This window comes from Streptomyces sp. NPDC027962 (genome assembly GCF_055566095.1).
Map to the genome: position 1 here is coordinate 53,065 of NZ_JBVHTA010000019.1, position 18,241 is coordinate 71,305.

General features: G+C 72.2%; 14 protein-coding genes and 1 pseudogene. 5 read left to right on the forward strand and 10 right to left on the reverse strand.

Features of this window, described 5'->3' with window-relative positions; all coding sequences use genetic code 11:
* Positions 1-20 precede the first annotated feature (20 nt).
* The 9 genes and pseudogenes from ACZ4SA_RS19380 to ACZ4SA_RS19420 form a co-directional block, all read right to left on the reverse strand.
* A complete protein-coding gene (locus ACZ4SA_RS19380; protein WP_468275900.1) occupies positions 21-1,397 on the reverse strand; it encodes an MFS transporter in 1,377 nt (458 codons plus the stop codon).
* A gap of 178 nt (positions 1,398-1,575) precedes the next feature.
* Positions 1,576-2,655: a Zn-dependent alcohol dehydrogenase gene (locus ACZ4SA_RS19385; RefSeq protein ID WP_468275903.1), complete on the reverse strand. Its 1,080-nt coding sequence runs from the start codon at positions 2,653-2,655 to the stop codon at positions 1,576-1,578.
* A 17-nt stretch (positions 2,656-2,672) separates the two neighbouring features.
* Positions 2,673-4,067 carry an aldehyde dehydrogenase family protein gene (locus tag ACZ4SA_RS19390; RefSeq protein WP_468275905.1) on the reverse strand — a complete coding sequence of 465 codons (1,395 nt, stop codon included), beginning with the start codon at positions 4,065-4,067 and terminating at the stop codon, positions 2,673-2,675.
* A 140-nt stretch (positions 4,068-4,207) separates the two neighbouring features.
* A complete protein-coding gene (locus ACZ4SA_RS19395) occupies positions 4,208-5,539 on the reverse strand; it encodes an ABC transporter ATP-binding protein (RefSeq protein WP_468275907.1) in 1,332 nt (443 codons plus the stop codon).
* 189 nt (positions 5,540-5,728) lie between these two features.
* Positions 5,729-6,514 (reverse strand): class F sortase, encoded by a 786-nt coding sequence (locus ACZ4SA_RS19400; RefSeq protein ID WP_468275910.1) that lies wholly within the window; start codon positions 6,512-6,514, stop codon positions 5,729-5,731.
* Between the two features lie 64 nt (positions 6,515-6,578).
* Positions 6,579-7,268, reverse strand: a complete 690-nt coding sequence (locus tag ACZ4SA_RS19405) for a hypothetical protein (RefSeq protein WP_468275912.1) — start codon at positions 7,266-7,268, stop codon at positions 6,579-6,581.
* A gap of 118 nt (positions 7,269-7,386) precedes the next feature.
* A pseudogene (locus tag ACZ4SA_RS19410) lies at positions 7,387-8,191 on the reverse strand (MFS transporter); the annotation flags it as partial.
* A gap of 5 nt (positions 8,192-8,196) precedes the next feature.
* Positions 8,197-10,458, reverse strand: a complete 2,262-nt coding sequence (locus ACZ4SA_RS19415) for a molybdopterin oxidoreductase family protein (protein WP_468275914.1) — start codon at positions 10,456-10,458, stop codon at positions 8,197-8,199.
* A 174-nt stretch (positions 10,459-10,632) separates the two neighbouring features.
* On the reverse strand, positions 10,633-11,310 hold the full coding sequence (locus ACZ4SA_RS19420) for a TetR/AcrR family transcriptional regulator (protein WP_468275916.1): 678 nt from the start codon (positions 11,308-11,310) through the stop codon (positions 10,633-10,635).
* A gap of 89 nt (positions 11,311-11,399) precedes the next feature.
* On the opposite strand from ACZ4SA_RS19420, the gene hmgA reads away from it, so the two are divergent.
* The 4 genes from hmgA to ACZ4SA_RS19440 all read left to right on the forward strand — a co-directional run bounded on the left by hmgA (position 11,400) and on the right by ACZ4SA_RS19440 (position 16,539).
* Positions 11,400-12,752 (forward strand): homogentisate 1,2-dioxygenase, encoded by a 1,353-nt coding sequence (hmgA, locus tag ACZ4SA_RS19425; RefSeq protein WP_468275918.1) that lies wholly within the window; start codon positions 11,400-11,402, stop codon positions 12,750-12,752.
* 28 nt (positions 12,753-12,780) lie between these two features.
* The gene (locus ACZ4SA_RS19430; protein WP_468275920.1) at positions 12,781-13,533 is read left to right on the forward strand and encodes a GntR family transcriptional regulator; all 753 of its coding nucleotides are present in this window, start codon (positions 12,781-12,783) and stop codon (positions 13,531-13,533) included.
* A gap of 206 nt (positions 13,534-13,739) precedes the next feature.
* Positions 13,740-14,936 carry a type ISP restriction/modification enzyme gene (locus ACZ4SA_RS19435; RefSeq protein ID WP_468275923.1) on the forward strand — a complete coding sequence of 399 codons (1,197 nt, stop codon included), beginning with the start codon at positions 13,740-13,742 and terminating at the stop codon, positions 14,934-14,936.
* 406 nt (positions 14,937-15,342) lie between these two features.
* Positions 15,343-16,539: a CaiB/BaiF CoA transferase family protein gene (locus tag ACZ4SA_RS19440; protein ID WP_468275926.1), complete on the forward strand. Its 1,197-nt coding sequence runs from the start codon at positions 15,343-15,345 to the stop codon at positions 16,537-16,539.
* A 61-nt stretch (positions 16,540-16,600) separates the two neighbouring features.
* Here the strand turns inward: ACZ4SA_RS19440 and ACZ4SA_RS19445 are convergent, their stop codons facing one another.
* Entirely contained in the window at positions 16,601-16,864 is a 264-nt protein-coding gene (locus tag ACZ4SA_RS19445) for a hypothetical protein (protein ID WP_468275929.1), read from the reverse strand.
* 282 nt (positions 16,865-17,146) lie between these two features.
* Here ACZ4SA_RS19445 and ACZ4SA_RS19450 point away from each other — a divergent pair, with 282 nt between their 5' ends.
* Positions 17,147-18,139 (forward strand): serine/threonine-protein kinase, encoded by a 993-nt coding sequence (locus ACZ4SA_RS19450; RefSeq protein WP_468275931.1) that lies wholly within the window; start codon positions 17,147-17,149, stop codon positions 18,137-18,139.
* Positions 18,140-18,241 lie beyond the last annotated feature (102 nt).

The following is an 18,241-nucleotide window of genomic DNA, read 5'->3' on the forward strand; positions in this document are numbered from 1 at the left end:
GCGGCCGGGACTGGGCGGCGTCAGTCGGCGGAGGCCGCCGTGGGGACAGGCGACGGCGCGGCCGGGGCGTTCCGCGCGGCGCGGGAGGCAAGGATCCTGATCGAGATCAGGGCGATCACCGCGAGGCCGATGATGTAGGCCGAGACGGCCATCGACGTACCGGTCGCCTCCAGCAGCAGGACCATCACGAACGGCGCCAGGCCGCCGCCGAACACGGCGGCGATCTGGTAGCCGAGCGAGGCGCCGGTGTAGCGCATCTCCGCGGTGAACAGCTCCGCGAACAGCGCTGCCTGAGGCCCGTACATGATGCTCAGGAAGCAGCTGGTGACGAAGGTGCCGACGCCGAGCCAGAGGAGCGAGGCGGTGTCGATCAGCAGGAACATCGGCACGGCCCACACCAGCAGCCCGATCGCGCCGGCCGCGTAGATCCGCAGCCGCCCGATGCGGTCGGAGAGCGCCGCCGCCGCGGGTATCAGCACCAGTTGGGTAAGGCTCACGCACAGGGACACGGCAAGGACCGCGCTGCGCTTCATGTCGAGTTCGCGGGTCGCGTAGTCCAGGACGCCGGTGATGATGATGTAGAACGTCGCGGTATTGACGGCGAACGAACCGCCGGCCAGGAAGACGGTGCCGAGGTGGCTGCGCAGGATGGTGCGCAGGGGGGACCGTGACTTCGTCTCGCCCTTCTCCTTCTCGGCGAGAGCCCGTTCGGCCTCGCGGAACTCGGGCGTCTCCTCGACCTTGGTGTGGATGTACCAGGCGAGGCCGAGGACGAGGAAGCCGACGAAGAACGGCACTCGCCAGCCCCAGGAGGCGAAGGTCGACTCGCTGGTGACGGATCCCGCGATCAGGAAGACCGTGTTGGCGGTGACCACGCCGATGGGGACGCCGAGCTGGACGAGGCTGCCGTAGAGGCCGCGCTTGCCCTCCGGGGCGTACTCGGTGGCCATCAGCATCGCGCCGCCCCACTGCGCGCCGACGGCGATGCCCTGCACGATGCGGAGCAGCACGAGCAGTATCGGCGCGGCGACGCCGATCGTCTCGTACGTGGGCAGCAGCCCGATCCCGGCGGTTGCGACGCCCATCAGGGTCAGCGCGAGGACCAGCATCGGCTTGCGGCCCCGCTTGTCGCCGAGCTGCCCGGCGATGACACCGCCGACGGGGCGGGCGAGGAAGCCGACGGCGAAGGTGGCGAAGGCGGCCAGTACGCCGGCGGAGGAACTGCCGGCGGGGAAGTACAGGTCGCCCAGGACGAGGGCGGCGGCGATGCCGAAGACGAAGTAGTCGTACCACTCGACGGCCGAGGCGAGCGCGGCGGCGGTGGCGACGCGCCGCCGCCGCGGATCGGCGGGCGGGCGGTCGCCGGGGGTGTCTGTGAGCTGGGGAGCGGTGTCCATACGTGCACACTCCGTAGGTGCGGGGACGGGAGTGCGGGGAACGTACCGACCAGTGGGTATGGAGTCAACGGGATGCACGATGACAATTTCCGACGACTGGGCCCCGGCTCCCGCCCTTACGTGAGCAGCACGGACGGCCCCGGCGGCGCTTCCGCCGGGGCGCGTGCAAAGGAGCAGGTCAGAACGTCACGAGGGCGCGGCCGCCCTTCCCTTCGCGCATGGCGTCGAACGCTGCCGGAATGCCCTCCAGGGCGATCCGGTCGGTCACCAGGGCGGACAGGTCGAGGCGGCCCGCGCGGATATGGTCCGCGAGGACGGGGAGGTCCCGGGCCGGATCGGAGTTGCCGTACACGCAGCCGGAGAGGGTCCGGCCCCAGTGGAACAGCTCCAGCGCGTTGAACGTGACCTGTTGGTCCTTGCCGCCGATGCCGACGACCACCGTCCGGCCGCCGCGGCGGGTGGAGTCCCAGGCGGTGCGGATGGTCACGGATCGGCCGACGCACTCGATGGCCACGTCCGCGCCCCGCTTGCCGGTGAGCCCGCGGATCTCCCTCGCGGTGGTGTCGGAGGCCACCACGTAGTCGGTCGCGCCGGCCCGCCGGGCCAGTTCCTCCTTCTCGGGGGAGACGTCGACCGCGATGACGGTGCCGGCGCCGGCGATCCGCGCGGACTGGAGGGTGGCGAGGCCCACCCCTCCGACGCCGAAGACCACGACGGACTCGCCCTCGCGTACCCGCGCGGCGTTGTGCACGGCGCCGTAGCCGGTGAGGACGGCGCAGCCGAGCAGGGCGGCGTCGGCGAGCGGCACGCCGTCGGGGACGGGCAGCACGCAGTTCGCGGCGACGACCGTCTCCTCGGCGAACGCGGCGACGTTCAGGCCCGGATGGAGTTCGGTGCCGTCCTTCGTGACGGCGTGCACGCGGCCCGCGCCGGTCAGCGCGTCGGCGCACAGCCACACCTCGCCGATCACGCAGGCGTGGCAGAGGCCGCAGGACGGCGCCCAGTTGAGGACGACGCCGTCGCCGGGGGCGACACGGGTGACGCCCTCGCCGACGGCGAGCACGGTGCCGGCGCCCTCGTGCCCGAGGACGGCGGGCACGGGCACCCGCATGGTGCCGTTGGACAGGGACAGGTCGGAGTGACACACACCGGCCGCGGCCAGCTTGACGCGGACCTGCCCCGGGCCGGGGTCGGGCAGGGAGATCCCGGTGATCTCGAGGGGAGCGCCGACGGAGGGCAGTACGGCTGCACGGACCACAATCGTTTCCTTAACGCTCAGAACTGGAGGGACTTGGTCTGGAGGTACTCGGCGAGGCCGTGCGGGCCGAGCTCCCGGCCGACGCCGGACTGCTTGTAACCGCCGAAGGGCGCCAGCGGGTTGAAGCGACCGCCGTTGATGTCGACCTGGCCGGTGTCCATCCGGCGGGCGAAGGCGACCGCCTCGGACTCGTCGCCTGCCCAGACCGCACCCGCGAGGCCGTAGACGGTGCCGTTGGCGATGGCCAGGGCGTCCTCCTCGTCCTCGTACTTCAGGAGTGAGACGACCGGGCCGAAGATCTCCTCCTGGGCGATGGTCATGTCGGGGGTCACGTCGGCGAAGACGGTCGGGCTGACGTAGTAGCCCGTCTCCAGGGGCGCGTCGGGGCCGCCCGCGACGAGCCGGGCGCCCTCCTCGACGCCCTTCCCGATGTAGCCGCGCACCCGCTCCTGCTGCTTGGCGTTGACGAGCGGACCGACCCGGTCGCCGGGGACGTACTTGGCGACGGCGGCCGCGGCGAGGGCGACGGCCTCTTCGTACTGGTCCTTGTGCACGAGCATCCGGGTCCACGCGCTGCACGTCTGACCGGAGTTGGACATCACGTTGGCGATGCCGACGTTGACGGCCTTGGCCAGGTCGGCGCTCGGCAGGATCACGTTGGCGGACTTGCCTCCGAGCTCCAGCGCGACGCGCTTGACGGCGCCGCCCGCCGTCGCGCCGATCCGGCGGCCGACGGCGGTGGAGCCGGTGAAGGACACCAGGTCGACACCCTCGTGCTCGGCGAGCGCCTGGCCGGCCACGGGGCCGAGGCCGGTGACGAGGTTGAAGACGCCCGCCGGTACGCCCGCCTCGTGGACGGCCTCCGCGAAGAGCTGCGCGGTCAGCGGGGTGTCCTCCGCGGGCTTCAGGACGACCGTGCAGCCGGCCGCGAGCGCGGGGGCCACCTTGGCGACGATCTGGTGCAGGGGGTAGTTCCAGGGTGTGATCGCCCCGACGACTCCGACCGGCTCCATCAGCACGGTGGAGTTGCCGAGTTTCTCCTCGAACGCGTACGAGCCGGCGAGCTCCGCGTAGGAGCCGGCGACCATCACGGGCAGGCTCGCGTGGACCGCGACAGCCAGGGCGGGCGGTGCGCCGAGTTCGGCGGTGACGGTCTCCGCGATCTCCTCCGTCCGCCGCCCGAGTTCGTCGCGGAGCGCCGCTATACGCTGCGCGCGTTCGGCGGGCGGCGTAGCGGCCCAGGCCGGGAAGGCCTCGCGGGCGGCGCGCACGGCGTCGTCGACGTCGGCCGCGGTGCCCGCCGGGACGTGCGCGATGACCTGTTCGTCCGCCGGGTTGACGACCGCGATCGTGTCCTGTGCCGCGGCGGGCCGCCACCGGCCGCCGATGTACATGCCGTCGTGGGCCTTCATCGTTCTCCTCCACGCGTCGCGGTAGTGTCCCCCCAAACTAGCGCCGTTAGTTTTACGGCACCAGGGGCAGCCCTCGTGATGGAGGCTACGTGGCGGGCCGCGCGGCCGGGCAGTCCGGTCCCGCCCCGCCCGGACAGGCCCTACGCGTCGAGGCCGGGGAGGTCGACGGGGGCCGGGCAGATCCGGCGGCCCTGGTGGTCGAAGACATAGAGGTGCGCGAGGTCGACGAGCAGCGGCACCTGCGCACCGGTCCGCAGCCGCAGGTCCGGGCCGGTGCGGACGACGAGGTCGCTCGCGCCGAGGGGCCGCTGTTCACGGGCGGGGACCGGTTCCGGTTCGTCGAGCACCGCGACGGCTCCGCCGACCTGCGCCATCGCGCGCTCCTTGAGCCGGGTGAGCACTCCGGGGCCCGCGTCCTTGCGCCTCCTCGCCGGTGTCTTCGGTCGCGGCGACTCCAGGTCGGCGACGACGGCGGGCGTGGAGCCGGTGTTGAAGTGCACCAGCGCCTCGTGCCCCTGGTACTCCATGTGCTCGACGAGCCCGGTCAGCGCGACCTCACCGGGGCGCGCCTGGCTGGGCGGCGCGATGCGGGCGGCCTCCGAGCGCAGGCCCACGATGATCTGCCGCCCCTGCTGGATGCGCAGCAACTGGTGGTCGGGGCTGAGCGGTTCGGGCAACGGCAGGCGCTGCCTGCCCAGATCGATCGACATCCTGCCGTCCAGCGGCGCATGGACGACGGCCTGCAGCAGATTGATCCGGGGCGTACCGATGAACGCGGCGACGAAGACGTTCGCCGGCACGGCGTAGGTCTCCCGGGGAGTGCCGACCTGCTGGAGCACTCCGCCGCGCATGACCGCGACCCGGTCGCCCAGCGACATCGCCTCCGCCTGATCGTGGGTGACATAGACCGTCGTCACACCCAACTCCGCGGTGAGCCGGGCGATCTCGGCCCGGAGGTGGTTGCGGAGCTTCGCGTCGAGGTTGGAGAGCGGTTCGTCCATCAGGAAGACGGAGGGCCGCCGCGAGATGGCCCTGCCCATCGCGACGCGCTGCCGTTCGCCGCCGGAGAGCTGCGCGGGGAACCGGTCGAGGAGGTCCTCGATGCCGAGCATTCTGGCGGTGGCCTCGACACGTGGGCTGCTGTCGGCCCGGGGGTTCTCCAGCTTCAGGGGGAAGCCGATGTTCTGGCGGTTGGTCATGTTCGGGTAGAGCGCGAAGTTCTGGAAGACCATGGCCATGTCGCGCTCGCGCGGCGGCACGTCGTTGGCATACTCCCCGTCCAGCAGCAGCTCCCCCTCCGTGATGTCCTCGAGCCCGGCGATCATGCGCAGCACCGTCGACTTGCCGCATCCGGAGGGGCCCAGCAGAACGAGGAACTCCCCCGGTTCGATACCGAGGGAGAAGCGGTCGACGGCGCGGCGAGCACGCCCGTATCTCTTGCTGACGTCGTGCAGAGCGATGGCGCGAGTCATAGGGTCCCGCCCGGGATGAGAAGGGGCAGCTGCGTCGCCAGAAGCTAGCCCACTTCGCCCCGTCGGGGAATGGATCGCGCAGGCCGGAGCGCCGCTTTGTTACGCATGTGTCCACCATGCGAGATCCGCTCGGCAGGAGCCCGCCCGGCCGCGGGGCGGCCGCGCTGTGGCGGACCGTCCCCGCGCGCATCACGGCTGCTTGACGTCCGTGAGGTGCGCGAAGACGACGACGTTGGCGGAGTAACCGGCCTTCTGGTCGAAGCTGCCGCCGCAGGTCAGCAGCCGCAGTTCCGGCCGGCCCGTGTGGCCGTACACCTCGACGTCGGGGAACACCTCCTTCTTGTACGTGCGCACCTTGTCGACGGTGAACACGGCCGTCCGCCGGTCCGCGCGTCGGACGTTGACCTTGTCACCCGGCTTCAGTGCGTTGAGGTTGAGGAAGATGGCGGGGCCGGTCCTGGTGTCGCGGTGTCCGACCAGCAGAGCCGTACCGGCCTCGCCGGGGGACGGCCCGTCGCGGTACCAGCCGACGAGGCGCGGGTTGTCCACCGGAGGCGCCGTGAGCCGATGGTGCTTGTCGAGGCCCAGCCCCGTCACCGGTGACTCGATGGTGATGGCGGGGATCGCGAGCTGTTTCGCGGGAGAGCGTGGCAGTGCCGCGTGCCCGCCCGAAGCGGTCTTGGCTCCCCGTGGTGCCGCGGACGTGCTGGGCGCGGCCGACCGGGACGGCCCCGGATTCCCGGACTGTGCTCCGGGCGTAGCGGACGGCGTTCCGGGCGTCGCGGCCGCCGATTGTGCCTCCGGGCCCGCGGTGCGAGGGAAGAGCGGCGGCAGGTCGATCTGGTTCGACACGTCCGACGAGGCCCGCACGCCGGCTCCGGACGTCGACACGTCGGCCGCGACGGTGACCGCCGGCGCGCCCAGGAGCGGATCCTCACACCCCCGGACGACGCCGGTGACCAGCGTGACCGTCACGCTGAGCGTGAGGGCCAGACGGCAGGCGCGGCTGGGTCCGCGTCGGCGGCGGCGACTGCGGACGTTACGCGGCGCCATGGGCGCGGCGGCGGGCCCGTCGGACGAGAACCAGTCCGGCCACCCCGGCCGCACCAGTGACCAGCGCGGTGGTCACGCCGGTCGAGGAGCCACCCGCCCCGTTGGTTTCACCGCTGTCGGCCGCTCCGCCGCCGCCCGCGGGTACCGCACCGTGCGGCGAGCCCTTGTCGTCCTTCTCCCAGTCCGTGCCCTTGTCGTCCTGGATCTTGTCCTTGTTCTGGTTCTCGCCGCCCTTCGCTCCCTGCTTGTCGCCGTACTTGTCGCAGTCGACGGTGAAGACCTTCTGCCGCGGACCGCTGGGTGCCGTCCAGGTGAGCAGGTACTCGCCGTCGGGCAGCGAGTACTGCCCCGTGTGACCCCGGCCGGCGATCAGCACGAGGGTGTCCGTCAGGGTGGCGCCGGCGGCGGTCGGGGGCTGCGGAGTGATGGTCCAGGTGACCTGCGTCAGGCTCTCGAAGTTGAACGCGCTGAGGCTGAACTTGCAGACTCCCTTGATGTCGTCCCGGGTGTCCCAGTGCTCGACGCCGGCGTTGTGGATCTTGAGGTCTCCGCTGTCACCGGGGGCGGCGACAGCCGCCGACGCCCCCGCCAGCGTCACGCCGGCACAGGCCAGAGCGGCGAGGGCCGCCGCCGCCGTGCGGGGGCGGCGCGGGTGGAGAGTTGCAGTCGTGCTCATGCGAGGCTCCTTCAAGCCGATCCGATTGTCATACTGATCACGCGATCAGCTGACTAGATGTCATGGATTCGGCAGAAAGCAGCGTCGAAACGCTGAGAACTCGTCAGAAATGCCCCTACTAGCGGACACGATCTGTATGCCGACCGGGGGACCCCGGCCCGTCCGCGCCCTCGGCCGCACCGCCCTGGCCGGTCCCGCCGGCTCCGTCGCCCTCCGCCGATGCGTGCCCCGGTCGCCCGTTCGGCCCTGTCCGCACAGCGGTCCCCGCCGACACGAGCAGCAGGGCGCCCAGCATCACGAAGGGAGCGCCGTGCCGGCGAGACCGGCGGTCAGTCCGGCGGAAGCGGGCGCGGCGACCTGGCCCAGGCGGTTGCCGGTCAGCCGCAGGGCCGGCGCCGTGGAACGGGACCGGGCGGGGGCCGCCTGGACCACCGTCGTCATGGACAGCGGCCGGCCGACCCCCAGGCAGAAGCCGAGGGCCGCCAGCACCAGGGCCGGCGCCCACACCGGTACCGGCAGCGCGATGCCCGCACACAGCACTCCGCCGAGCAGACACGTCACGATGAGCAGGGCCGTACGGCCGAGGAGGCGGATCACCGGCGTCATCACCAGCCGGCAGGCGATCGTCGCGGCGGCCCGCAGGCTCAGCAGCGCTCCGACGGCGGCGGGCGCGATGCCGCGGTCCTCGCCGACCACCGGAAGGTAGACGGTGAGGATGTCGGTGGCCGACAGCACCGCGAGACTGATGAAGATCCCCGCAGAACACCGCGCGTCCGCAGGATGCGGTGCACCGGGACCTTCGTCCGCGACTCCTTCGGGCCTCCCCCAACTTCCGTTGGACGGCGCTCGATACGCCACAGCGAGGCGAAGGAGGCCACGGCGACGCCCCCGGAGACGACCAGCGCGAAGGCGCTCGTACGGGCCCAGGTCATGGCAGGGTTGTCAGTTCGACGGGGAAGCCGTTGAGCACCGCCGTGCCGGACAGGGGGTCGAGCCGGGAGCCGTCGAGCAGCTGGTTGACGTTGACTCCGGCGCGCTGCGCGGCCACCGAGAGCCGGGTGCCCGGCCGGTCGTGTCCCCAGCCGTGCGGCAGGCTCACGACACCGGTGCGGATCGTGTCCGTGATCTCCGCGGGGGCGTCGACATGACCGCCGTCCGCGGTGATGCGCACTGTGGCGCCGTCGGCGATCCCGAGACGGGCCGCGTCGTCGGGGTGGATGTGGAGCGTGCAGCGGTTGGACCCGCCGTTCAGGGCCGGCACGTTGTGGAGCCAGCTGTTGTTGGAGCGCAGATGGCGGCGGCCGACCAGGACCAGGCCGGCGGGCCGCTCGTCGAGCGCCGCCCGCAGCCTCGGCAGATCGGCGGCGATCGGGCCGGGCAGCAGGTCGACGCGTCCGCTGCGGGTCTTGAGGATCTGCGGGATACGGGGTCGGAGCGGGCCGAGGTCGATGCCGTGCGGCGCCTGCCGCAGGTCCTCGAGGACAAGATCGTACGGGCCGAGGCGGAGCATCATGTCGAGCCGCCGCTCCGGCCCGCTGCTGCCGGCCAGCAGGCGCGCCTGCTCGGCCGCGTCCCGTCCGTGGAGGGGCGAGTGCGGGTCGGCGACCGCCTTGGCCAGGGCGCCCTGGATGACCATGTCGTCGACGGCCGAAGGCTCGGCTCCGTGCATCCCGGAGACAGCGAGGACGAGCCGGGCGTGGATCTCGCACTCGTCCATCAGCCCGGCCTCCAGAGGCACGGCGGCCGGTGAGTAGCGGGCCTGGTTGCGGACGGCGAGGGCGTTGAACGCGAAGTCGAAGTGGGCGCTCTGGGCGGGCGGCGGCGGAGGCAGCACGACGTCGGCGTGGCGTGAGGTCTCGTTGAGATACGGGTCGATGCTGACCATCAGGTCGAGGCCGGCCAGGGCGCGGTCGAGACGGTCGCCGTCCGGGGCGGAGAGCACCGGGTTGGCGGCGATAGCGATGACGGCCCGGATCCGGCCGTCGCCCGGGGTCTCGATCTCTTCCGCGAGCGCGGCGATCGGCAGTTCACCTTTGGCCTCGGGGTGGCCACTGACCCTGCTGGACCATCGGCCGAGCGCGAAGCCCTTGCCGGGAGCTGCCGGACGCGGGGCCCGGTCCGTCGCGGCGAGCGGGAAGAGGGCGCCGCCGGGCCGGTCCAGGTTGCCAGTCAGGATGTTGAGGACGTCGACGAGCCAGCTGGCCAGGGTGCCGTGCTCGACGGTGCAGCTGCCGATGCGCCCGTACACGGCGGCGGTGGGGGCGGCGGCCAGTTCACGGGCGATCGCCCGGATGTCGTCGGCGTCCATGTCGCAGGCGGCTGCGACGGCCTCGGGGGTGAAGTCCTTGACGGCGGCCTCGACTTCGGCCACGCCCTCGACATGCTCGGCGAGTGTGCCGAGGTCGGTGAGCCCCTCCTCGAAGAGGACCTGGGCGAGGGCGGCCAGCAGCAACGCGTCGGTGCCGGGCCGGATGGCGACATGACGGTCGGCCAGCTGCGCGGTGCGGGTGCGGCGCGGGTCGACGACGGTGAGGGTGCCGCCGCGGCGGCGGAGCGCCTTGAGCTTGCCGGGGAAGTCGGGGGCGGTGCACAGACTCCCGTTGGATTCCAGGGGATTGGCGCCGAGGAGCAGCAGATGGTCGGTGCGGTCCAGGTCGGGGACGGGGATGGCGACCGAACTGCCGAAGAGCAGACCGCTGGACACGTGCTTGGGCATCTGGTCCAGCGTGGAGGCGCTGAAGACGTTCCGTGTCCGCAGTGCGGAGATCAGGACGGGCGGGTAGAGGCCACCGGCCATCGTGTGGACGTTGGGGTTGCCGAGGACGACTGCGACGGCGTTCGGCCCGTGCTCCTCGGTCAGCGGCCGGATGCGTGCGGCGATGAGGTCGAAGGCCTCCGCCCAGGTCGCCTCGCGCAGTTCGCCGTTCTCCCGGACCAGCGGGCTGCGCAGTCGGTCCGGGTCGGCGTCGAGCTCACCGAACGAGGCGCCCTTGGGGCATATGAAGCCCTGGCTGAAGACATCGTCCCGGTCACCGCGGGCCCGGGTGACACGGGAGCCCTCGATGGTGAGGGTGAGTCCGCAGGTGGCTTCGCACAGCGGGCAGACGCGCAGGGCGGTACGGGCGCTCTGCGCGGCGGGCGCGCCGGGCGGGGCTGGGGTCGTACGGACGGCGGGTGCGGTGCGGGACATGGGCCCTCCCCGGGCGGCGGCAGCGGCGTGGTGCTGGCCCGGCCGAGCATACCGACCGGTATGCACGGACGGGAAGCCCGATCCCGTGCGATTTCGGGGGCGGGCAAAGGCGGGGCAGGCCAGCCCTGGCCCGCCCCGCCCGAAGACCCCCGCCGTCAGTCGAAGACCCCCGCGTCAGTCGAAGACCCGCGCCAGATACGCCCGTACCAGCTCACGCGTCTCGGTCACGATGTCCTCGTCGCCGGACGGCCGCACCCGGAAGGCCAGCTGCAGCAGCGCGTCCACAGCTTCCACCGCCACCAGGACCGTCCGCCTCAGCGGCACATCCGACGGGCGCCCCAGATGCGCCGCGAGCAGGTCCGTCAGCCGGTCGGCGACCTCGTGGTTGGCGCAGGCAGCGGGTGCGCCGACCGGCAGCTGTGCGCCGAAGTCGACCAGGGTGAATCCCGGCACCGTCCGCTTCATCGCCAGGTACTCGTCAAGCACGGCATCGACCGCAGCCCGCCAGTCACCGGGGGGCAGCGCGGGGAGCCGCCCTGCGACCCGCTCGGCGAAGCCGTCCAGATTGCGCCGCCCGAGGGCCTCGACCAACGCGCGCTTGTTGCCGAAGAAGCGGTAGACGGAGCCGATCGGCACGCCCGCCCTGGCCGCCACCGTGCGGGTGGACAGTTCTTCGTAGCCCTCCTCGTCGAGAACCTCGGCACAGGCGTCCAGGATCCGGGCGAGCCGGTGGGCGCTGCGCTGCTGAACAGGCGCGCGGCGGAGATGCGCATGGGAAGGAGGAGAGGAGGACGGCGAGGAAGAGGAAGGGGAATCAGAGCCGGTGCGGGCGCGGGACACGCGGTCCATCATGCCGCTCCGTTGCCGTTGGCGGGCGGACCTGCAATCCTACGGTTGTCCATAGGAATGGTTTCAGTGACCTTCAGCACCAGGAGCGGGCAATGAGCGGCACCGAGCAGGCGCGGAAGATCGTCGAGGGGCTGACCGATCAGTCGTTCTCCCCCGGCTTCGGTAACGAGCACAGCTCGGAGGCGGTGCCCGGCGCACTCCCCCACGGGCGTAACTCCCCCCAGCGCGCCCCCCTCGGGCTCTACGCGGAGCAGCTCAGCGGTTCCGCCTTCACCGAGCCCCGCGCGCACAACCGGCGCTCCTGGCTGTACCGCATCCGACCGTCCGCCGCCCACCCCCCGTTCACCCGCATCGACAACGGCCACGTGCGCAGCGCCCCCTTCACCGAGACCGTGCCCGACCCCAACAGACTGCGCTGGAACCCGCTGCCGGAGCCCGCGCCCGGCACCGACTGGCTGGCCGGTCTGTGGACGCTCGGCGGCAACGGCGACGCGACTCAGCGCACCGGCATGGCCGTGCACCTCTACCACGCCGATACGTCCATGACGGACCGGGTGTTCAGCAACTCGGACGGCGAGCTGCTGATCGTCCCTGAGCGCGGCGGGCTGCTGCTGGTCACCGAGTTCGGCCTGCTGCCGGCCCGCCCCGGCGAGGTCGCCCTGATCCCGCGGGGCGTCCGCTTCCGTGTCGAGCTCCTGGACACCGCGCCCGACGCCGGGCAGAGCCCGTCCGCCCGCGGTTACGTCTGCGAGAACTACGGACAGCCCTTCCAGCTCCCGGACCTCGGCCCCATCGGCGCGAACGGTCTCGCGAACGCGCGTGACTTCCTCGCCCCGGTCGCCGCCTTCGAGGACGTCGAGGGCCCGGTGGAGGTGGTCAACAAGTTCTGCGGGAACCTGTGGGCCGCGACGTACGACCACTCCCCGCTGGACGTGGTCGCGTGGCACGGCAACCACGTCCCCTATGTCTACGACCTGCGCCGCTTCAACGTCATCGGGACCATCTCCTACGACCACCCCGACCCGTCGATCTTCACGGTCCTGACGTCGCCGTCCGACACCCCCGGTCTCGCGGGCGTCGACTTCGTCGTCTTCGCGCCCCGCTGGCTGGTCGGCGAGGACACCTTCCGCCCGCCGTACTTCCACCGCAATGTGATGAGCGAGTACATGGGCCTCATCGAGGGCGCGTACGACGCCAAGGCCGAGGGCTTCGTGCCGGGCGGCGGCTCGCTGCACAACATGATGTCCGCGCACGGCCCCGACCGGGAGACCTTCGAGGCCGCGAGCACCGCGGAGCTGGGGCCGCAGAAGATCGACGACGGACTTGCGTTCATGTTCGAGACCCGCTGGCCCGTGACCGCCACCGGCCAGGCGGCGAACGCCGACCATCTGCAGAAGGGCTACGACGACGTATGGCAGGGTCTGGAGCGCCACTTCAGGCCGTAGTGGAGACTTGCCGTGTAACGGAGATGCCGTGACCTCCTTCGCCCCCGACTCACTGGTCCTGAACCGCAAGCTGCCGCTGTGGTACCAGGTCTCGCAGTCGCTGCGCGCCTCGATACTGGGCCGAGGCCCCGAGGCGTCGCTGCGGCTGCCCACCGAGGAGCAGCTCGCCCAGCACTACGGCGTGAGCGTGCTGACCATGCGGCAGGCGCTCAAGGAGCTGGAGGAGGAGGGCCTGATCAGCCGGCACCGCCGGCGCGGCACCTTCATCGAACCGGGGGCGCGACGCGGTGCGCCCCGCCGGCTGCTGGGCTCGATCGACGCGATCGTCGCGCAGCAGTCCGGCGAGCGCACGACGATCCTCGGCCACGGCCCGGAGCCGGTGCCCGGCGAGCTCGCGGAGCACTTCCCCGGCGCGGCCGAGGTCGTGGTGTACCGGCGGCTGCGCTGCGACGGCGAGAGCGGCGAGCCCACCAACTGGGCGGAGAACGCCCTCCACCCGGACGTCGCCGCCGGTCTCGACACCGCGGACCTGGAGCGCTGGCCGATGACCAAGGTGCTGCGGGACGCGCTCGGTGTCCGGATCAGCCGGATCACCGACACGGTGGAGGCGCGGCTCGCGGACCCGCGGACCGCGGCGCTGCTGCGGGTGCCGCTGCTGAGCCCGATCCTGCACTACACCGGCGTGACGTACGACGAGTCCGGCCGGGTCGTCGACGTGGCGCGCATCCGCTACCGCGGCGACCGCTTCTCCTTCTCCGTCACCGTGGACGCGGCCGACTGAGCTCCTTCACCGTGGGTGCAGTGGACTGAGCACGCTGGCCAGTGCTGTGACCGGCAAGGTTTGCCGGAAAGCTCGCGGCGTCCGGTGCGGTGCATCGCAAGGCGGAGGATCTCCCGCGTACTGGATGTACTTGGGTGATGCGACACGCAGCGAGGTGCCGTGCCGGGCGTCGCGAGCCGGTGAACCTTGCCGGTCCCAGCACTAGCATGCGGACGGTGACTGCTCTCGCCGAGGACATGCCGCTGCTCGACGACCTCATGCCCTGGTCCGTGGCTCCGCTGCGGCTCGGCCGGGACTGGGTGATGGCGCCCGACGCCGCGTCTCTGAGGGCCCGCTGGAACACACTCGCACGCTCCGGCGGCGACGAGCGCGACGCGCTGTTCCGCCCGAGCCGTGCGCGCAGCCCGCGCAGTGCGGTGGCGCAGCTTCCCGGCCGGCCGGCGGCCACAGGACGTTTCACCGAGGAGGCCGGCCGCTGCCCCGAGCCCGTACGGGTCCTGCACGGCGCCTTCGACGAGCAGTGGCTGATACCGGACCACCGGCTGATCGACGTCGCGCGGCCCGAGTTGTGGCGGGTGCTCGACGAGCGGCAACTGTTGTTCGTCGAGCACGGACCGCGCCTTGTGGTCTCCGCCCTGCTTCCGGACGGGCGTTCGCCCGGCGGTCGCCCGGGGCGTCCCGGGCGTGTCCGGCCGCTGTACCGGCGGCCGGGCGGCCTCGAGCCGAACCTCGCGCCCGGCCTGACGGATCTGCTCGGCGAACGGTACGGACGCGAGGTGAGCGCCGAGGAGTTCGCCGCCTGGGTGGTGGCGGCCGTGCAGCCGTCCCCCGCCGGATGCGCCGTGCCACTGACCGGCGACGCGGACCTCTGGACGTCCGGGGTGACCCTGGGCCGGGAACTGACCCGCGTCATGCTGCGCGGCGCGCGGGGCGGTGAGCGGCCGCGACTGCCCGGCGGACGCAGGCCGTACGTCCGCGCGGCTCTGCCGCCCCGGCCCGACTCGATCGACTACGACCCCAAGGACGAGGCGCTGGTCATCGGCGGCACCGGCCGTGTCTCCCCCGTCCCGGACTGCGCCTGGGGCTTCGAGCTGGGCGGGGTACGGGTGCTGGAGCACTGGTTCGAACAACGCACGGCCCCGGCGGAGCCCGGCACTTTGGAGGCAGTACGGCCCGCGGCCTGGCCCCAGGAGTGGACCTCGGAACTGCTGGAGCTGATCACGGTGCTGGCGCTGCTGGCGGAACTGGAGCCGAGGAGGGAGGCGTTGGCGGCGGGCCCACGGATCGCCGCCGGCGAGCTCCGGTCCGCGGGGATCGTGCCGCCGCCGCGCAACATGCGGCGACCGGCGTCGGTCCTCGACCACGAGGAGGAGGGCCCGGGCGGCCAGTTCGCGTTGCTTTGACCTCCCCCGTACCGGGCCGCCGCTACGCGAACCGTCGAGCACGCGCGCCAGGACCCGTTCGAATCCCTCCTCCGGGTCCACCGGATCCGGGCCCGCCGCCGACGGCGCGGCCGACCGCGGATACCCCCCGATCCCACCCGCGCGCAGATACTCCGTCCGCACCGCCTGCTCCTGTTCCTGCGGCCACGGCAGTGCACGCGCCCGCTCCGCGGTCGCGAGCTCGTTCGCGACGTGGTTCATCACCGAGCCGCCGACCATCGCGATCAGCTCCCTCGTCGTGCCGGCCGGCGCGTCCGGGCCTTCGAGCGCACCGACCCGCTCCTGAGACGCTCGCGACCCCGGAGACGATCTTGGTGTGACACCCCGGTGGTGACAAAGGTGGCACGTACACGGTATGCACGGCGTCATGAGCCACATGCCACTGCCCCTGGACGGAATCACGGTCGTCGCCGTCGAGCAGGCCGTCTCCGCCCCGTTCGCCACCCGACAACTGGCCGACCTCGGCGCGCGCGTGATCAAGGTGGAGCGACCGGACGGCGGGGACTTCGCCCGCGGCTACGACACCGCTGCCCGCGGCCTCGCCTCGCACTTCGTGTGGTGCAACCGCGGCAAGGAGTCCATCGCCGTGGACCTCAAGGACCCGCGCGGCCTCGACATCGTGCACCGGCTCGTCGCGGACGCCGACGTGTTCGTGCAGAACCTCGCCCAGGGCGCGGCCGCCCGGCTCCGCCTGGACGCCGCCGCCCTGTGCGCCGCCCATTCGAGGCTGGTCGCCGTCGACATCTCCGGCTACGGCTCCGAGGGCCCGTACGCGCACAAGCGGGCGTACGACATGCTCGTGCAGTGCGAGGCCGGTCTCGTCTCCGTGACGGGGACCGCCGAGCAGCCCGTGAAGGCGGGCATCCCGGCAGCCGACATCGCCGCGGCGATGTACGCCTTCTCCGGCGTCCTGGCGGCGCTGCTGCGACGCGGCACGACGGGGCGAGGCGGGCCGGTGGAGATCTCCATGCTGGAATCGCTGGCCGAGTGGATGGGGCATCCCCTGCACCACGGGATGCACGGCGGCGAAGCACCGGCGCGTACGGGTCTCGCGCACGCCGTCATCGCCCCGTACGACGCCTATGCCACCGCCGACGGGGGTCAGGTGCTGCTGTCCGTACAGAACGACCGCGAGTGGCGGCGGCTCGCCGACCACGTCCTGGAGCGGCCGGACTTGGCCCGTGATCCGGAGTTCGCCACCAACACGGCCCGCACGGCGAACCGCGAGCGGACGGACGCCGTGGTCGCCAAGGCGCTGGCCGGGCTGGACGCGAGTGAGGCGGTCGCGCGGCTGGACGCGGCGGGTATCGCGTGCGCACGGCTCAATACCGTGGCGGACGTGGCCGGGCATCCGCAGCTGGCGTCACGGGACCGGTGGCGCGAGATCGGGTCACCGGTGGGACCGCTGCGGGCGATGATTCCCCCGATCACGCTGCCAGGCGGGGAGCCGGCGCGGATGGGGGCGATTCCCGGTCTCGGAGAGCACACCGATGCGCTGCTTCGGACCATGGGGATGACGGATGAAGCCGCAGCGGTACTGCGCCGGGACGGTGTGGTCGCCTGAGCGGGGTGGGCGCGATCGTCCCGACGCGTGGGGCCGGTGGGTGGTGCGGCCGGGTGCCGGGTCAGCCGCGGCTGCCGAAGAGCGAGCGTCGCAGGCGCCGCAGCGGCGCGAAGAGCGACACACGCGCGCTCTTGCTCCTGCGGCTGTGCGCCACATCACGCGAGGTCAGTTCACGCATCAGCAGCGTCGCTTCGGCCGACTCACGCTGCGGCACGACGGGACCGCCGAGCACCGACAGGTGGCGGTCGAGACGCGAACTGCTCGCTCCGCTCCCGCATGTGATGGCAGGCACTCGCGCCCTGCTGCGCACTGTTATCTGTTCCATGTCACTCCCCACCCGTACGAGGCACCCGGCCCGGGCAGGCTAACCCTATCTCCCCGCCGGGACACCCGTGTATCCCGCCCGCATGATTCACCACACCCGTACGCGGGTTGACGATTGCTCTTCGAATGTGGCTGTTTCCAGGGCGAGTTGGACAGCGTGCATGCAATTTTGAGCCTCAGTCGTACTGATGACCACTCAAGGAAGCTTCAAACACCATGAGTTGAGCTAGCTTGGAGGGGTTTACACCGTGTTGCGGCGCTGATTGCGGACAGGGGGCTCGCCATGAGCGAAGTGCCGGGAACGGTACGGCTGATCGCGGAGCGCTACAGGCTGCTGAGCCCGCTGGACGAGGTCGGCGGGGGCGTGCTGTGGCTGGCCCGCGACGAGGTGCTGACGCGCGACGTCGCGATCAGGGAGGTCCGGGCACCGCGGACGCTCGGCCCCGGGGACACGCGCCGGCTGTACGAGCACCTGGAGGACGCGGCGCGCGCCGCCGGCCGCGTCTCGCACCGGAACGTGGTCGCCGTCCATGACGTGGTCACGGAGGACGGCCGGCCCTGGATCGTGATGGAGCTGGTGCGCGGCCTCACGCTCGCGGACGTCCTCGAAGCGGAAGGGCCGCTGCCGCCGCGCCGCGCCGCGCACATCGGGGCGGAGATCCTGGCCGCTCTGCGGGTGGCACACGCGGCCGGGGTCCTGCACCGGGACCTGAAGCCGTCAAGCGTGCTGATGGCCAACGACGGCCGGGTGATGGTCACCGACTTCGGCACACTGACGGCGCGCGACTCCCCCGAGTTCGGCGCCCCGGAGACGGCGGCCGGCCGCGATCCGGGCCCGGACTCGGACCTGTGGTCACTGGGGGCGTTGCTGCACGCGGCGACGGAGGGGCGCTCCGCGTTCGGCGCGGAGGGCGACCCGGCGGCGCATCCGTCGCGGGGCGGCGCCGACGCGCTGGAACCGGTGGTCACCGGACTGCTGCACCGCAATCCGTCGGGCCGGATGGACGCCGCGGAAGCGGAGCATCTGCTGCGCCTGGCAAGCTCCGGCGGCGCCGCACGGACGGACGTGCCGGCGACCGCGTCACCCCCGGCCGACACTCGATTCACGGGCCCCGGGGTCCGGGAGCCGGAAACCGCTTCGGCGAGGGCCGGGACGGTGGTTGCAAAGACCCCCGGACAGGATGACGACTCCCGACGGGCCACGACGGTGCTGGCCGTTGGGGTTGCCCTGTTGCTGCTGTTCCTCGTGGCCCTGGTCTGGGCATTGGCTGCTTAGGCGTTCGGCTCCGTCCCGGATCCGGACACCTGCGCGGTGACGACCCGTTCGGCCCCGCCCGAGCACGAAAGTGCCACGACCGGACACGTGTGGGGGCCGAGC

Coding starts and splice junctions, on each gene's coding strand:
- ACZ4SA_RS19380 (WP_468275900.1), bottom strand. CDS start 1,397: ATGGACACCGCTCCCCAGCTCACAGACACCCCCGGCGACCGCCCGCCC.
- ACZ4SA_RS19390 (WP_468275905.1), bottom strand. CDS start 4,067: ATGAAGGCCCACGACGGCATGTACATCGGCGGCCGGTGGCGGCCCGCC.
- ACZ4SA_RS19395 (WP_468275907.1), bottom strand. CDS start 5,539: ATGACTCGCGCCATCGCTCTGCACGACGTCAGCAAGAGATACGGGCGT.
- ACZ4SA_RS19405 (WP_468275912.1), bottom strand. CDS start 7,268: ATGAGCACGACTGCAACTCTCCACCCGCGCCGCCCCCGCACGGCGGCG.
- ACZ4SA_RS19415 (WP_468275914.1), bottom strand. CDS start 10,458: ATGTCCCGCACCGCACCCGCCGTCCGTACGACCCCAGCCCCGCCCGGC.
- ACZ4SA_RS19420 (WP_468275916.1), bottom strand. CDS start 11,310: ATGATGGACCGCGTGTCCCGCGCCCGCACCGGCTCTGATTCCCCTTCC.
- hmgA (WP_468275918.1), top strand. CDS start 11,400: ATGAGCGGCACCGAGCAGGCGCGGAAGATCGTCGAGGGGCTGACCGAT.
- ACZ4SA_RS19435 (WP_468275923.1), top strand. CDS start 13,740: ATGCGGACGGTGACTGCTCTCGCCGAGGACATGCCGCTGCTCGACGAC.
- ACZ4SA_RS19440 (WP_468275926.1), top strand. CDS start 15,343: ATGAGCCACATGCCACTGCCCCTGGACGGAATCACGGTCGTCGCCGTC.
- ACZ4SA_RS19445 (WP_468275929.1), bottom strand. CDS start 16,864: ATGGAACAGATAACAGTGCGCAGCAGGGCGCGAGTGCCTGCCATCACA.
- ACZ4SA_RS19450 (WP_468275931.1), top strand. CDS start 17,147: ATGAGCGAAGTGCCGGGAACGGTACGGCTGATCGCGGAGCGCTACAGG.